The organism is Gluconacetobacter aggeris, assembly GCF_014174395.1.
Taxonomy (GTDB): domain Bacteria; phylum Pseudomonadota; class Alphaproteobacteria; order Acetobacterales; family Acetobacteraceae; genus Gluconacetobacter; species Gluconacetobacter aggeris.
On the sequence record NZ_JABEQD010000006.1, the window covers coordinates 195,041 to 211,485 of the forward strand.

Consider the following 16,445-nt stretch of genomic DNA (forward strand, 5'->3'; position numbering starts at 1 on the left):
GATGAATATTCTGCTCCGCTCCCTGGCAGGCATGACAACGCGTCGCCGCCTGCCCGAGGGCACGATGCCTCGTCATGCCCCTTCCCTCTGCACCGGCCTGGCCCTCTGCCTGTCAGTAGCGGGGTGCGACAACGGGCCGCCACGGGTCAAACTCCTCTCCGGCGCGCTGCCACTGGCCTCTCCGGCTCCCGAGGGCGCCCAGGGGCGGATCGGCACGACCGATGCGTCCGCGCAGGTGCAGTACAGCTACGGCCGCAACACCCTGCCGTCCCTGCGCTCCTCGGGCATCGCGGCCGGCGAGGGGCAGGTTTCCCTCAACTTCGCCGATACCGACATACGCGATGCCGTGGCGCAGATCCTGACCGATATCCTGCACGTAAACTACGCGATCGACCCGGCGGTACATGGAACGGTGACGCTGCATACCTCCGCCCCGCTGACGAACGCGCAGGTGCTGCCGGCCTTGCAGATGCTCCTCGCCCAGGTCCAGGCCGTACTGCTGCACAGCGACGGGCTGTACCGCATCGTCCCCGCCCAGGGCCAGACCGGCGGTTCCCAGGGCGGCGGCTCCCCGGCCGGCATGGCCGGAATGGCCGACAATCCCGCGCTGGGCGGCAACATGATGGTCCCGCTGCGCTACGCCGAGGCTGCCAGCCTGACACGCGCCCTTCAGCCCTTCGTGCAGTCCGGCGCGCACCTCACGCCGGTCGACAGCGGCAACGCGGTAATCGTCAGCGGCGACCCGGCGGCACGCAACGCCCTGGTCGAGGTGATCCACGCATTCGACGTCGACTGGCTCAGCAGCCAGTCCTATGCGCTCCTTCCGGTCGATTCCGGCAATGCCAAGGACATGGCATCGGCCTTGCAGACGGCATTGCACGGCAGCGGCGGGTCCCTGGCGCAAATCGTGCAGGTCCTGCCCCTCACCCGCGTCAATGCCGTGCTGATCGTGGCACGCAATACGCGCTACATCGACGACGCACGCCGCCTGTTCGCGCTGATCGAACGCAACCGCCGCGCCACGGTCCGGTCCTGGCACATTTTCTACGTGCAGAATTCCAACGTGAACGACGTCACCTACACGCTGCAACAGGCCTTCACCCCGGACAATGTGACGGCCCTGCCGCCCGGCACCACACAGGGCACGACCTCGCAACTCGCCCAGACCGGCTTCACCGGCGGCCTGGGCAACGCCATGGGCAATATGGGCGGTGGCGCCATGGGCGGCACCACCGGCGGGCTGGGCGGATTGGGTGGCAATGCAGGCACGACCGGCGGCCTGGGCACCAACAGTGCGACCGGCACCCAGACAGGAGCCCCGGCAGGAACCCAGGGGGCGACAGGCACGGGCCAGCAGCAGGCCGCTTCCTTCAACAATCCCCTGCTGGGCGGGCTGGACAGTTCCGCAAGCGGCGAATCCTCCCGCCCCCAGGGCATGCGGATCATCTCCAACGGCCAGCACAACGCGATCCTCGTCTACGCCACCGACCAGGAGAGCGACAATGTGGAACTGATGCTGAACCGCATCGACGTCATGCCGCTCCAGGTCCGCATCGACGCCGTGGTCGCCGAGGTCCAGCTCAACGACGCGCTGCAATACGGCACGCAGTTCTTCTTCAAGTCCGGCGGCATCAACGGCGTGCTCAGCACCAACAGCCAGACGATCACCACCGGCACGCTGGCGACCGCCGCATTCAGCCACACCCTGCCAGGTTTCATCATCGGTGGCGCCAGCGGCGGCGGCGCACCATTCGCCATCGACGCGCTGCAGAACGTCACCACCGTGCATGTCCTGTCCTCGCCGCAGCTGATGGTCCAGGACAATCACCCGGCCCGGTTGCAGGTCGGGCAATTGGTACCGGTCCAGATCGGATCGCAATCCAGCACCATCGGCACGTCGATCTACAACCAGTTCACCTACCAGCCGACCGGCGTGATCATGGAAGTCACGCCCCATGTCAGCCATGCCGGCCTGGTCACGCTCGACATCGCGCAGGAGGTCAGCTCGGTCAGCAGCACCTCGGCGGTCACGACCGCCAGTACCACCACCAACCCCACCTTCAACGACCGCTCGGTCAGTTCGCGCGTCGTAGTGCAGGACGGGCAGACGGTGGGGCTGGCCGGGCTGATCACCGAGAATTCCAGCCGCGCCAACAGCGGCATCCCCTGGCTGAAGAACATCCCCGTTCTGGGCTTCCTGGCCGGCAACCAGAACAACAACCGCCAGCGTACCGAACTGCTGATCCTGATCACGCCCCACGTCATCCATGACGAGCGCGATGCGGTCAGCCTGATGGAAGATCTGCGCGACACCCATCCGAATGCCGCAAACGTGCCCGATGAACTGACGCCCATGCACACGACCGGCAGTGCCGACCCCCTGCGGCCGCTGCGACGGGGGGTGGGGCTGGACCGGTGACATGCAGCACCCCGACCTCGGCCACGCGCGACCGCCAGGGCGGCTTCGCCCTGCTGATCGTGCTGTGGACGCTGGTGGGGCTGTCTCTGCTCGTCTCCATCGTCATCGCCACAGCCGACACCGAATTGCGCGGAATCCGGGCGCTGCGTAGCGCAACCCAGATGCAGGAGGAAGCGGACGGCGCGGTCTGGCAGGCAATTTTTCACGCCCTGGACCGATCCCCGGCGCGTTGGGCGATGGACGGCCGTGCCTACGTCACGCACCTGAACGGCCTGACCCTGACCACGCGACTACGCAGCGAAGCCGGCCTGATCAACCCCAATAGCGCACCCCGCGCCCTGCTGGCCGCCCTGATGGAACAATGCGGCGCGACCGCCAGCCAGGCGGCCTCGGTCGCGGCCAACATGGTGGAATGGCGCAGCAGCGCACAGGGCAATGTCGCAGCCATGCGCGCCCGCTATCTGGCGGCAGGGCTGACCTATCATCCGCCGCAGGGCTCCTTCCAGACAGTCGGCGAGATCGGACTGGTCCTGGGCATGAATCCAGCCCTGCTGCGCGCCATGGCGCCGCATCTCTCCGTCATCCAGCCCAACGATCCGGATATCACGCAAGCCGACGCCACGGTGCGACAAGCCTTGCGGAAGGCAGGTGACGCCGTGCCCCCTCCGCCCTCCCGCAACGAGAACAGACCCATCAGCTTCAGGGCCGAGATCATCGTCCAGGACGGCCAGGGCGGTCGCACGACGCGTCAGGCCACGATCCTGCTCACCCCGACGCAACGCCCCGGCACCCCCCTGGCCGATATCGTGCATATCGTCCAATTGCAGTCAGGATCGTGAGCCGGAAAAACCGCCGGGCCCTCAGATTTCATACTCGATGGCCGGCAGGCTCTGATCCATGGTCAGCGATGGCAGGCCCCTGTGCGGCGCACCGACGACCCGCGCCGGATTGCCCACGACGGTCGTGAACGGGGCAACGGGCTTGAGCACGATCGACCCGGCGCCGACCTTCGCCCCCTCGCCGATCTCGATATTGCCCAGCACCTTGGCCCCGGTTCCGATCAGCGCCCCCCGCCGCACCTTGGGATGCCGGTCGCCGGCCTCCTTGCCGGTCCCACCCAGCGTGACGTTCTGCAACAGGGCGACATCATCCTCGATCACCGCGGTTTCGCCCACCACGATGCCGGTTCCGTGGTCGAACATGACCCGCTGCCCCAGTTGCGCGGCGGGATGAATATCCACGGCGAACATTTCCGACGCCCTGCCCTGGATATAGTGCGCCAGCGGACGACGGTTTTCCTGCCACAGCCAATGCGCGACCCGATAGGACTGGATCGCATGGAAGCCCTTGAAGAACAGGAACGGGACCAGCAGCCCGCTGGCAGCCGGATCACGCTCGCGGATCGACGCCAGATCGGCAACGGCCATATCGACCGCCTGCGGATGACCGATCTGGAAATCCCTGATCAATGCGAAGACACTTGCCTTGCGCATCAGATCGTTGCTGAGCTTGCGCGACAGCAGATAGGCCAGCGCGGTCGCGAAATCCGGCTGATCGAGAATGCTCGGCCGGGTCAGGTCCCGTAGAACCGGGTCACGGTGCGCCCGGGCTTCGCCCCGAATCAATTCCCACAGCCCGGCGGGCGAGATCGAAGGGGCGACGGCACTGACCGCCGCCGCATCCACTCCGCCCCGTTCGAAATAGGCACGCAGGCTGGTGACGTCCGCGTCCATCCTCTGTTCCAGTCCCGTCCCCGAAGACGAAAGGGATCGCGTCCGCCCGAGCGGACGAACGCGATCTTCCGTTTTCGTCAATATCCCAGGTCCGCGCCCTGCGGTGCAGTGCCGGGTGTTTTCGCCTCGGCCTTTTCTGTCACCAGGGCCCCGGTTGTGATCAGCAGGCTGCCACCCGCGAATTTGACGTCTTTCGTAGCCATGATGCTCTCCGAATGTCAGCGCGTGCCGACGATAGTGCCGAACAGGACACGATCGCCTTCATGGACGCCCGGTCCCACCGCAACAACGATGGCCTCTACCGGCTTTTCCTGCGCCGAATAGTGATACGCGGCAGGGCCACCCGGTCATGCAGAGGGCGAAATCCCCTCATTGCCTCAAACCTTCCGACGATTTTCGAATTGCCGCGTTCGGATCACCGCGCCTGTGTCAGGCTGTCGGCGTGGGCGCGGCGGAACTGCCACACGACCTGTCGCGTCAGTTCGTCCGGCTCGGCCAGGACACGGTTATGGAGAAGGCGCACGCTCTCATGCGCTGCGTAGAAGCGCCGCGTCTTGCGGTCAGCCTCCACAATCAGCGCCCCCAGAAACGTGCCGTCGATTTCGACGATCCGTGATTCAAACATTGCCTGCTGCCTTGTCGTTCCGCTTGCGCGGGTCCGCCGGCAGCATTCACCGCCGGCGCGTTATCGGGCGGGCGGCGGCCCCATGTGGCCGGACCATCCCACGCTACATCGATTGTTGCGACACATTCGCGCACTCATGAGGGTCATCGGACTCCATACCCCGGATGATCACGCCATCATGCGATGGCGACAGACGGAACGATACAGGCTCTCCGGCATGCGTCAAGATTAAAACATCATATGATCGTATTATGAATCATATTACGATCATTAACGTTATTAGCGCACAGATCGTAACGTAAATCCATTCATATAATTGTTTTTATTATTTTTTTTATAGAATCCCCCTAAAAGGTACGGCGCGTTGCCTTACGGGTCAGGCCGGGATGCCTGCGCCAGGCGCATCACGAACGCCGTCCATAATACCGATTATCACGTTGAATATTCCATATAACGATATAAGATCGTTATCGAGCGCCCCAGTAGACCGGGGCCTGGTTGGAAGGGTACCAACATCATGAGCATTCATCTCGGCGACGTCGCGCCCGATTTCGAGCAGGAGACGACCATCGGTCGCATCCGCTTCCATGAATGGCTGGGGGATTCATGGGGCATCCTGTTCAGCCATCCCAAGGATTTCACCCCTGTCTGCACCACCGAACTGGGGGCCGTCGCAAAACTCGCCCCGGAATGGGCGAAGCGCAACACAAAGGTCATCGGCCTGTCCGTCGATCCGGTCGGCAGTCATACCGAATGGGCGGCCGATATCGCCGACACCCAGGGGGCTACGGTCAATTTTCCGATCATCGCCGACGCCGACGGAAAAGTCGCGGCGCTCTACGACATGATCCACCCGGCAGCGGACCCCAAGGTCACCGTCCGGACGGTCTTCATCATCGACCCGGCAAAGAAGGTCCGGCTGACTTTGACCTACCCGCCCTCGGCCGGCCGCAATTTCAATGAGATCCTGCGCGTGCTGGACAGCCTGCAGCTGACAGACCACCACAAGGTGACAACGCCCGCCAACTGGCAGGAAGGCGACGACGTGATCATCGCCCCCTCGGTCAGCGACGAGCAGGCCCGCGCCCTCTTCCCCAATGGCTGGAAGACGCTGCGCCCCTATCTGCGCCTGGTTGCCCAGCCACGCTGAAAGGGAGAATTCACGATGGCGCTGTTCCCAGGATGGCAGGCCCCTGATTTCGCGGCGGAGACGAATGCGGGCCCGATTCATTTCCATACATGGCTGCAAGGAAGCTGGGGCATCGTCATCACGCATCCGGCCGATTACGATCTGGATAGCCTGCGCCGCGCCGTCGCATGGGCACTTGGGCGCACACAGCCCGTGCGGCTGCTCGGCCTGTCGCCCCGGCGCGACAATGACAGCCCACATGGCCCGGGCTTCACGATGGTCACCGCACAGGATGCAAACCGCGTCGCCAGGGTCTGGCAGGGCGTTATGCAGGATATCGGCGATATCGTTCCGGCAACGCCAATGGCGGAACGTACGGTTTATGTGGTCGATCCCGATCTGACAATCCGCACCACGTTGTCCCACCCACCGGCACGCGGCAGGCATTTTACCGATATCATTCAAGCGACCGAAGCCCTCGGGCTTGAAGACATCCCCCTCCGCCCGATCAGGGCGGCCTGACAAGCCGTTTCAAAAGCCCCGTTGGCGGCGGCCTGCCGGTGATTTCCTGCGCTTCGCGGCGGGGCGGCCTACGAGGCCGCTCCGATACTCAAAAATCACCGGCAGACGCGCGGCTGATGCCGCGCCTCACTCACCATCAGAGCTTTTGGAACAGCCTCTGGGAACCTGCCCCCGCAACGCGGGGGCATGATGCAGCCTCAGATGCTCAGAACTCCGCGCGGATTGATCCAAAGAACTGGCGCGGCGCGCCAAGCAGAAACGACTGGTAATCGCCCGAAAGCGGGAACCCGTTTTCTCCCATCGTCGCGACATAGAACTGATTGGTCAGGTTGTAGACGTTGAAATCCAGTTGCAGGTTCTGCATAAAGCCGAGCGAATGGGCATATTTTCCCATATTGCCGAACTTGTAGCCCATCCTGAAATTCGCAAGCCAGTAGGACGGAACCTTCGCGTCGCCCGTATAGCTCAGATTGCGCTGCGACATGTAGGAGGCGTCGATACTCGCATCGAATCCCCGATAGGCGTAGCTCAGGCTGGACTTGTACATCAGGCGGGGATAGGCGACAACCTGTGATCCCTTGGTGTAATAGGTGATGCCCTGTGCCGTCACATTGTCGTCGTAGGTCGCATGGTTCCAACTGATGCTGTTATAGAGCGAGAGGCCGCGCGCCAGCCGCATGGTCAGGCCGGCATCGACGCCATTCATCGTAATATTGCCGACATTCAGCACCGTGGAGATCGGGTTCACGATGTTGCCGGACGTGATCTGCTGAAGACGATTGAAGAAATTCGTATGATAGGCGTGCAGCGTCGCATCCATGAAATGGTCGGAATAGCGATAGCCGACCGCATAGGCCCAATCGCTTTCAGGCTTCAGGCTCGGGCGGGCGTAATCGAAGGCCGCCTGCGTCACCGCGAAGGGCGATGAAACGGTCTTGAACTGCCCCTGCGGATAGGCATGCACATTCTCCGCAACATCGAAGTAAAGCTCGTGATGCTTCAGGAAATGCCAGTCGCCGCTGATATGAGGCAGAAAGGCACGTGCGGTCGTCAGCGTACCCGCCGCCGAAGCACCCGGGCCATAATAGGCCGTATTGTAATAGCCGTCGCCGGCGCGCGACGTATTGAGCAGCGACTTGAACCCGAAATGCAGGGCAACGTTCGGCAGCGGATTATAGGTATCCTGGACGAAGGCGGTAAAGGTGTTCGTGTTCGTGATCTGGCCAAAAAGCTGCATGAAGGGCGTCTTGTTCGAGAAATTGCCCAGCGGATTGATCGGCCTGCCCAGGATGACGCCATCGACCACGTTCGGCTGTGAATAGCCAAACATCGTCGAATTGAACTGGTTGTTCTCGTACCAGACGCCACCTTCGATATGGTTGTGGGCGACCTCGTACTGCACCGAGGACAGAGCGCCGAAACGCCGGATGCTCGGTTCCTTCACCTGCTCGAACATCGGCGCACCCGAAGGCGACGGATAGAACGGATTGGTCCAGTCATTATGCTGGTGTTCGCCGTGCCCATAGAATGTGGTCTTCCAGCGCACTCTGTCCGTCAGGCGAAAATCACCCGTCAGGCCGCCAAAGAAATCGGTCGAGGCCGAGGTGCTGTCATAATAGGCGGCATCCGCTTTGTCGCTGATGCCGTTGAGGCGCGACGGATAATTGCCCCGCGCGGCCTCGATGGCGGCGATATAGCCACTCGCCTTGCCGTTATAATAATTGTCGATATAGTTTCCGCCGTTCTTCCAGATATCGAGCGAGTAATCCTGGTAGTTGAACTGGGCATACTGGCTGAAATCGAAAAAGGCGGAAATCTTGCTGTCGTCCCTGATCGGCTGGACGAATTTCGCATTCACCTGCTGGAAGAACTGGTTACCACCCGCCTTCCATTTATCCGTGTCGTTACGCATATACGACACATAGAATTTTGTGCCCGTGCGGTTCAACTCGCCGCTGTCCAGGCGCACGAAGGTATGGAACAGCGCATTGCTGCCAAAGGTCTGGGCAACCGTGCCACCCGCCCTCTTCTTCGGGTCGGAGGAATGGTACTCGATCGACCCGCCAAGATTGTTCGTACTGGCCACGGATTCGGCACCCGCGCCGGTCGAGACGTCCAGCCGGCCGACATTTTCCGAACTGATGGCCTGTATGGGGTTCAGGCCGTTATAGTTGCGATAGGCCAGTTCACCCAGCGGAATATCGTCCAGCGTCGTGCTGATCTGGTTCTGCAGGAATCCATGCATATAGATCTGGGTCGACCATGTATCGACACCCTGCGGATCATCCGCCTGGAACATGACACCGGGCTGCTGCGCCAGAACCTTCAGCGGATTGGTGCCCGGCACCGCCCGCGCGATAGCGGCGGACCCAACGCTGATCATCGTGCCATGGGCGCGGCGCTGCGCAGAAATGGCGATATCCTCGCCCTGCGACGGCACCTGAAGCGCAGCCCGCGTCGCAGCAGCATGGGCCGTCCCGCCGGCCTGTGCGACGGAAGGCACGGCAGGTGCCCTATTCGCCGGGGCCGGCATTGCAGCCTTTGCGGCCTTGACCGTCTTCTTGTGATGCGGATCATGGGCCGACGCGGCCTGTACCCCGTAACCGACCGTCAGAACAGACACCATGACAGTCGAAGAAAAAAGCATCGAGGCAAGGCGTGCACTGTTGTTTTTTGAAAGTCGTCGCATCCTGCTGAGGACTCCATGATCGATGTTCGTGACGCAGATCAGTTACGGACCAGAATAATGGTGCGTTTTATAAATATTATGCCAGAGTGCAATATAAAAACGATAAGAACCGCAACGACCATCTCAATATTCCGTTTATATTGATTTAATCGTCAGATACCCTATTCCCCACATTGAGCACGAAATACCTTTTGAGCGGCGCAAATTCATTTCATTGCCACGCCAACATTATGAAACCGGAATGGCTCTGATTCGTACCGTTACCAATGTCAGGTTAAGGGACCGGATGGCGCCATTCATGAACGGAAGCGACGCCACTTATTTCGAATACGACATGACATGCCATATGCAATGCAACGGGCAGCGAGCGACGGCACGTTCCTCTCCCGCTTCGATCCGGCCTGAACGGGCTGGTCCCTTGCCTGATCACGCAATTGACGCCGGGTTGATCTCGACGGGGCGGCCGCCCCTCCTTACCGCGCTCGGCCCGCCGGAAAAGGGACCAGATCGTCGGCCGCGGGCTCCCTGAAGAGCGTATATCCATCGCGACCGGCCGCCTTGGTCGCATAAAGGGCTGTGTCGGCCCGGTGAATCAGTTCATCGGCAGTAATGCGATCCATACCGGTCATCACCGCACCGATACTGGCCGTCACCGATCGCGTGACTCCCGCAAAGCAATAGGGTGCGCGTAGCGCGCTGGAAATCATGACACACAGCGCATCGAACTCCTCCGGCGAAAACCTGCCCGGAACGAACGCCGCAAATTCGTCGCCACCAAAACGGCCGACACAACCGCCGCGCCACGTCACCAGTCCTCGCAGCCGGACGCTGAACGCCTTCAGGAATGCATCTCCCGCCTGATGCCCCAGACTGTCATTGACCCCCTTGAAATCGTCGATATCGATGAAGAGAACCACCCCCGGCTGTTGCCATCCGACTATCGACTTCAAAATCGCCTCGAATTTCTGGCGATTCATGGTCGAGGTCAGCATGTCATGTGTCGCGGCATGTTCCAGATTGGCCTTCATCATCATCAGCCGGCGTGTGTCGCGCCGTTTTTCACCCACCGCATTGTTGATCGGCAGCACGACCAGCAGCAGCGAAAACAGGTAAGGCTGCATCATGCCTTCGCGCATCAGCGTGCCGTCCGGCGATAATCGGGCGATCGGCCCCAGTCCATGCGCCGTCAGCGCCGAGGCAAAGGCAGAGACGAAGAAGACGGCCGTCAGGCTCCATGCGGGCCTGGCATGAAAGGCCAGCATCGCGAGGGCCGGGTAGAGGAACAGGAACAATGGTGAGCGCGTCCAGGCGAAGCTGAGGATCGTCAGCACGACACAGGACAGGAGCAGGGCCAGGTTCTCTTTCTCGACCCGCCAGATGATCTGCCCCGGACGCGAGTAGCGGAGCAGATTCAGCACAGCGGGCGTGGCCAGCAGCAGCCCCAGCGCGTCGCAGAGAACCCATTGCATCCATTCGCGGAATGGCGGCGCGGCGTCTCCCAGCAACCAATATTCGATCGCAACGCCGATCGCCGCCTCGATGGCCGCCGATACCAGCGCGATAACGGTAAACGCCGCGAAACGGCGCGAGCGCGTCAGATCGATCTTCGCCCCACAGAAGCGGCGTGTCGCCGGGGCGGCCAGAAGCACCTGCAGCACATTCAGACCGCACGCCAGAAGACTCTCGGGCGGCGACAGCGCACCGGCGAACCTGTTGATTTCGAAATTGATGGCCAGACAGGCGGCCAGAACCCCCGTTGCCAGGCGGGGCCGCAAGGTCAGCAGCGCGACCAGCATCGCAGCGTTTGGCGGCCAGAAGGAGGAATAGCCGAGTTCGTCCGTAAAGAAGAAACGAGAAATCAGGCAACTCGCACCAAAGACCGCAACAAGCATCGCGGCCGGTCCGGTGCCTCGTCTGGTTTCTGCTGAACGATAAGGTCTCCAGCCCAACCCTGCCCCCTCGCGCAGCGCATCCAGTACAACCAGCACCCTGATGACCGCGAGAAATAAATGCCATTCAACACGGACAGCATGCAGCCTATCAACCGCCCCCTGTATGGCCGAAGAGGCTGGCACTCTTTTGTACCAAAATCAAAATATAAAGCGCACACCGTCCCCTCCCCCGCCGGATGCGCCGCCGGATGTGAGGCAGGCTCGACATCTTTCAGAGCCTGACCGAAAATGTGGGCTGGCGAGCGAGAGCGGCCCAAGGGGCCGCGCCCGGCGTGCGTTTCCGAGCATCGGAGCGGAGTGGTCTTGATGGCCATGAGCACCGAAGCGCAGGCAACACGCGCTGGATCGCCGCCAGCGCGCATTTTCGGTCGGGCTCTCAGAAGAACATCGGACGTTTGTTCATTACCTTCCACCGGGACACGAACACCCCCAATCCATAAATATCACGGCATTTCTTTTGTTATATAAATTTTCAATACCAGTCCAGACGGCAGATATTCCGGCCGGACACTGACGAGCTGAATGGAAATATGGTCCGATACACAAAAAAGACCCGTGAAGATCACGTAAGGCATGTATTTTTGCGTACCGGCGTCCGCCAACGCACACAGAATCGTCATCAGGGCGCGTTGGCAATGCGGCTGTCAGACGGGCAGACCGGCCATGCTGCCGATGGCAGGGTCGGTGCGGCTGGGCCGCCCGGTCTCGCGATGACCGGCAAGCCGGATAACGCGCTGGTTTCCCTGGTCCAGTTCAACCGTCAGGTCGTACCAATGGTCGCTCCGGCCGATCTCGATCGTGACATCGACCGATCCCCACGGTGGCACCGTAGCCTCCCATCGCCTATCCCCATAGGCATCCACAACGACAACCCTGCGCGCGGCGCCAGTATCCTGGCCCAACCGCAGCACGACCGCGTCCAAAGAGGTCCCCGCCCGCAAGGCCACCGAAATGCCGGCACAGGCCGTAAAACCCCGATAGAAGCCGTTGGGTCCCTGCACCGTCACCACCCCGTCGACCGCGACGGCATGTCCGCCCCCGGCCCCAACCGTATAATGGCGCACGCCATGCCCGTCGCGCACCCGAAACACGGCCCCCTGCGTGCCGGCGCAGCCCAGCAGGAGCGTACCCCCCGCGTCCAGATCGGCATGCAGGTCATAAGGAAGGGGCCGGGCCGGCCGTTGCCCGTCTTCCTGACGGGGAAGAGACTGCCGGTCGGGGATCACCGGCGGCGGCAGACGGCACGAGGCCTGAGTCCGAACCCAATAGCCTGAGGTATCCGGCAGGGCCGCCGGCCACAATGCATCCTTGCGCGTGAAGTCGAAGGCCGAGGTCAGGTCCCCGCAGATCGTGCGGCGCCACGGGGTGATGTTCGGCACCTCCACACCGAACCGCGCCTCAAGAAAGCGCAGAACCGAGGTATGATCGAAAATCTGCGAGTTGACCCAGCCGCCCGTGCTCCAGGGCGATATCAGGAGGGCCGGCACCCGTGGACCGAGCCCGACCGGCACACCCTCATACACCTCGCCCGTCACCGGAACGGTGCCGCCTCCTTGAGCCTCCTCCAGGGCGGGAACGGGGGGCGGCACATGGTCGAAGAATCCGTCATTTTCGTCGTAGTTCAGGATGAAGACCGTCTTCGCCCAGATATCGGGATAGCGCACGAAAACATCCATCAGGCGCGAGATCAGGAATTCGCCATAACCCGGCGGCGCGTCGGGATGCTCCGACAGGGCGGTGGGCGGCACGATCCACGATACCTGCGGCAGGCGACCGCTCGCCACATCCCGCTCGAACGCCTCGACCAGATACCGGCCGTCCGAATTCTTCATGTTCGCGCGGCTGGACCCCGGAACAACGCGCCGCGCGCGCTGATATCGCCATGATCGCCGCTCCAGTTTCCGGAAAGCGGCGAATGATGCCAGCGGATTGTCACCGAAATTATCATATTCCTGATAGACCCGCCACGAGACCCCGGCAGCCTGCAACCGTTCGGGATAGGTCGTCCAACGGAATGGCGCGAACGATGCACGGTCATGCGCCATGTCGGCGGTCCAGTTGCCGTCATCGACATTCTCGATGGCCTGCCGACCCAGATTGCCCACCGCCAGGCCATTGGTGCCCGTGAAGAAATAAAGCCGGTTCGGATTGGTGGGCCCGAAGATCGAGGCATGATAGGCGTCGCAGATCGTAAACGCGTCGGCCAGCGCGTAATAATAAGGGATCTCCGTTCGGGTGAAATGGCCCATCGTCATGGCCGTCTTGCGCGGCACCCAGTTATTCCAGTCATCCCATGCCGCCTGCGTTCCCTTCCAGCTATGATCGAGGCTGGCCAGACAGGCGCTGGAAGTATGGGCGGTATCGAGGCGAAACGGCAGCACCCGCCCGCCCTTTCCATCCGGCTGGGCGAAGACGGAACTCCCGTCCGGCAGGCGTTCGGCCCTGGGGTCGCCATAGCCGCGCACGCCGTTCAGACAGCCGAAATAATGATCGAACGACCGGTTCTCCTGCATCAGGATCACCACATGCGCCACATCCGCGATCGTGCCGGTCACACGATGCGGGGGAACGGCCAGGGCCCGGCGCAGATTGTCGGGCAACACACCCCCGGCCGCCAGCCCCGCGCTCCATTGCAGGAAGCGCCGGCGTCCGGGGGCATTACGCATCGGGCCGGTCAGAAATGCTTGCGCAGCGTGAAGAACACCATGCGCGGTGCCCCTGCCTGCAGCGTGGCAAAGGTGTGCGTCGGGTCCGAGAACACGAACCCGTTGGTGCCGACCGACGCGACGTAACGCTTGTCGAACAGGTTGCTCACGTTCACCTGGGCGTCCACGCCACGCAGCAACCAGTTGCTGCTATGGAAGCGATAGCCCACATTCAGGTTGAACACGTCGTTCGCCGGCACCCATGCATCATTCAGGTAGGTATAAGAGCGCTTGTCCTGGAACTGCATGTTGATATTGCCCCAGATCGACCCGTCATCATAGCCGATCTGCACATTTGCCAGGTTGCGCGGCATGCCCACCACATCCTTGCCCCGGACGGCATAGATGGTCCCGCCACTATTGACGTTGTCGTCATATTTCGAGTCGTTGAAGGCATACGACGCATAGATCGACCAATTGGGGGCGAACTGGTAGTTGAAGGCGAGATCGACGCCGCGCGCCGTAACGCCACCGACATTGGCCAGCGCCGACGCATTGCCCTGCACGCCCGTTCCCTGCGTGATGGTCAGCAGCCGGTTCTCGAACTCGACATAGTAGCCGGTGATCGAGGCCTGGATATTATGGTCGTGATAGCGGTAGCCGATCTCCTCGGAATAGGACATTTCCGGCTTGAGCTTGTTCCTGATCGCTTCATAGCCCGCGATCGTCGTGGCGAACGGGCTGGTCGCCCCGGTGTTCGAATTGTCGAACGCCGCCATGTTGCGCGCGAAATCGGCAAACACTTCATTATGCGCATTGACGCGGTAATTGGCCCCCACCTGCGGCAGGAAGCCGTTGCTCGCCTCGATCGAACCCGACGGATAGCCGTCAGGCCCCTTCACACCTAGGATATTGCTGCCGATCTGACGCGCATTATTGTCCGCAATCAGCGACCGGAAGCCATAATTCAGCTTCAGGGCCGGAGTGATCTGCCACGTATCCTGCAGATGAACCTGATAGGTCCTGGTATTGAACGCGCCCTGCCACTGGGTGGCAAACCAGTTGTTCTTGTACCAGTAGGTGCTGCTCGGCGTTCCGTTCAGACCCAGCGGATAGAAGCGCCGCGCCTGCTCGAAATCGTTGTTCTCGAACCAGAACCCGCCTTCGATCGTGTGGCGGCCCGCCTTGTAAGTCAGGCCGCCGAGAAAGCCTTCGCGATGGATGTCATACTCGGTCGTCCGGACCGACAGCGGTGAGCCACCCAGCGCCGCCGGCGTCGCCTGATACGGCGTGGCCCACACGCCCTCGCCACTATTGGTATGGCCGTAGACCGTCGCGAACCCCTTGAGGCGGTCGGTCAGGTCGAAATCCAGCCGTCCGTAGCCCATCGCGTCCTGGCGCAAGCCGGCCGCGTTGTAATAGACGAAATCCGGATAGCTGCCGTAATTGGTGTTGCCGATCCCGGCCGGATAGGCCGTGCCGTTCTGGTAGGCATAACCGATCTGCTTGGCCAGATTGTAATTGCCCGTAATATTGTCGACCCGGTATCCGTATCTCGCGATCGTTGCCAGAGACAGATCCTGATAGTCGTTCTCCTGCCGCAGCGACCAGTCGCCGAACAGGGTCAGTTTCACATGCTCGCCCAGCGGCTGGACGAACTTGGCATTGGCCTGCTGCTGGCGCTGGATGCCATCACCCTTCCACTTGTTGGCGTCCTGGTAATCGTAAGAGACATAAAACTTCCCGCCGCCCGGCAGCACCCCGCTATTGACCCGCATGAAGGTGCGCCAGGTGCCGGCCGAACCGACCGTTCCCGCCACGTCCACGCCGAATGTGCTGGTCGGGTCGATCGAGGTAAACTCCAGCGCACCACCCAGATTGTTCGACGCGGCCACACCCACCGACCCCGCACCCTGGGTCAACGTCGCGCGCCCGTTATTCTCGGTCTGGAGCGCCCGGCCAATCGACAGCCCGTTATCGTTGCCATAGGCCAGATTGCCCAGCGGCACCCCATCCATCGTGAACCCCAGCCGGCTCTGGTCGAACCCGCGGATGATGATCTGCTGCGACCATTCGTAGGACCCGAGCGGGTCAGACGAGGTGAACATGACACCCGGCAGTTTCGAAAGCGCCTTGAAGGGGCTGGTGCCCGGCACATATTGCTGGATCGCCAGATGCGACACGGTCTGCGTCTCGCGCGCGGCCCCCGCGCCCAGCACGACGATCGCCTCGTTCCCGCTCGCAACATGCGCCGCCGGCACGACGGCGGGATGCGCCACCGCAACCGGCATGGCGACGGCCGGTGCTCCCTGCGCCGGCACGGGAGCCGCCTGCGACGAAGACTTGCGAACCTTGTGCTTGTGGCTTGCAGCCGCAGCAATTGCCCCGTGATGGATCATGGCAGCGGCAAGACAGGTGGTCACGAAAAGGGCCGTGCTCTTGTTCATATCGCTTCGTCCTGCTGGCTGTGCGTCGCCATGACGCCATTCCGGGCCTATGGCCGCCTTCATATGATTGGCGCCCGATCAGGTCTCGTTATGATTTTATGACAGTCGCTTCTTCCTTCCGCCAATTTATTTCTTTATCGTTACATTTTCATCCAATAACATCTTCCTGCCAAGAGAATCAAAGCCATTTGAGAAGAGATGACGAAACGAAACAATATTTTGACGGATTCATTCCACGATTCGGCTGAAGCGCGGCCATGCCGGTCGTCCGACCGATTTGTTGA

At 61.8% G+C, this 16,445-nt stretch carries 11 protein-coding genes; 4 read left to right on the forward strand and 7 right to left on the reverse strand.

Annotation, left to right across the window (positions count from 1 at the left end; translation table 11 throughout):
• Position 1 precedes the first annotated feature (1 nt).
• Together gspD and HLH36_RS10930 are read left to right on the forward strand one after the other, a co-directional pair.
• Positions 2-2,419, forward strand: a complete 2,418-nt coding sequence (gene gspD, locus HLH36_RS10925) for a type II secretion system secretin GspD (protein ID WP_246376715.1) — start codon at positions 2-4, stop codon at positions 2,417-2,419.
• Positions 2,416-3,258: a type II secretion system protein GspK gene (locus tag HLH36_RS10930; protein ID WP_182986398.1), complete on the forward strand. Its 843-nt coding sequence runs from the start codon at positions 2,416-2,418 to the stop codon at positions 3,256-3,258. Before gspD ends, HLH36_RS10930 begins: the two co-directional genes overlap by 4 nt.
• 21 nt (positions 3,259-3,279) lie before the next feature.
• Here HLH36_RS10930 and cysE read toward each other — a convergent pair whose 3' ends face one another.
• The 3 genes from cysE to HLH36_RS10940 form a co-directional block, all read right to left on the reverse strand.
• Complete coding sequence (gene cysE, locus HLH36_RS10935) at positions 3,280-4,152, reverse strand: serine O-acetyltransferase (protein ID WP_182979967.1); 873 nt, start codon at positions 4,150-4,152, stop codon at positions 3,280-3,282.
• 77 nt (positions 4,153-4,229) lie between these two features.
• Entirely contained in the window at positions 4,230-4,355 is a 126-nt protein-coding gene (locus tag HLH36_RS20065; protein ID WP_275943788.1) for a hypothetical protein, read from the reverse strand.
• 212 nt (positions 4,356-4,567) lie between these two features.
• Positions 4,568-4,777, reverse strand: coding sequence for a hypothetical protein (locus HLH36_RS10940; protein ID WP_182986399.1), 210 nt, complete (start codon positions 4,775-4,777; stop codon positions 4,568-4,570).
• Between the two features lie 517 nt (positions 4,778-5,294).
• On the opposite strand from HLH36_RS10940, the gene HLH36_RS10945 reads away from it, so the two are divergent.
• Together HLH36_RS10945 and HLH36_RS10950 are read left to right on the forward strand one after the other, a co-directional pair.
• Positions 5,295-5,927: a peroxiredoxin gene (locus tag HLH36_RS10945; protein ID WP_182986400.1), complete on the forward strand. Its 633-nt coding sequence runs from the start codon at positions 5,295-5,297 to the stop codon at positions 5,925-5,927.
• Positions 5,928-5,942: 15 nt separating this feature from the next.
• The gene (locus tag HLH36_RS10950; RefSeq protein ID WP_182986401.1) at positions 5,943-6,428 is read left to right on the forward strand and encodes a thioredoxin domain-containing protein; all 486 of its coding nucleotides are present in this window, start codon (positions 5,943-5,945) and stop codon (positions 6,426-6,428) included.
• A gap of 205 nt (positions 6,429-6,633) precedes the next feature.
• On the opposite strand, the gene HLH36_RS10955 is transcribed toward HLH36_RS10950, so the two are convergent.
• The 4 genes from HLH36_RS10955 to HLH36_RS10970 form a co-directional block, all read right to left on the reverse strand.
• Complete coding sequence (locus HLH36_RS10955) at positions 6,634-9,054, reverse strand: TonB-dependent receptor (RefSeq protein WP_246376717.1); 2,421 nt, start codon at positions 9,052-9,054, stop codon at positions 6,634-6,636.
• 536 nt (positions 9,055-9,590) lie between these two features.
• Complete coding sequence (locus tag HLH36_RS10960) at positions 9,591-11,009, reverse strand: diguanylate cyclase domain-containing protein (RefSeq protein WP_182986402.1); 1,419 nt, start codon at positions 11,007-11,009, stop codon at positions 9,591-9,593.
• A gap of 704 nt (positions 11,010-11,713) precedes the next feature.
• The gene (locus HLH36_RS10965; RefSeq protein WP_182986403.1) at positions 11,714-13,735 is read right to left on the reverse strand and encodes a phosphocholine-specific phospholipase C; all 2,022 of its coding nucleotides are present in this window, start codon (positions 13,733-13,735) and stop codon (positions 11,714-11,716) included.
• Between the two features lie 8 nt (positions 13,736-13,743).
• On the reverse strand, positions 13,744-16,161 hold the full coding sequence (locus HLH36_RS10970) for a TonB-dependent receptor (RefSeq protein WP_182986404.1): 2,418 nt from the start codon (positions 16,159-16,161) through the stop codon (positions 13,744-13,746).
• Between the last annotated feature and the right edge of the window lie 284 nt (positions 16,162-16,445).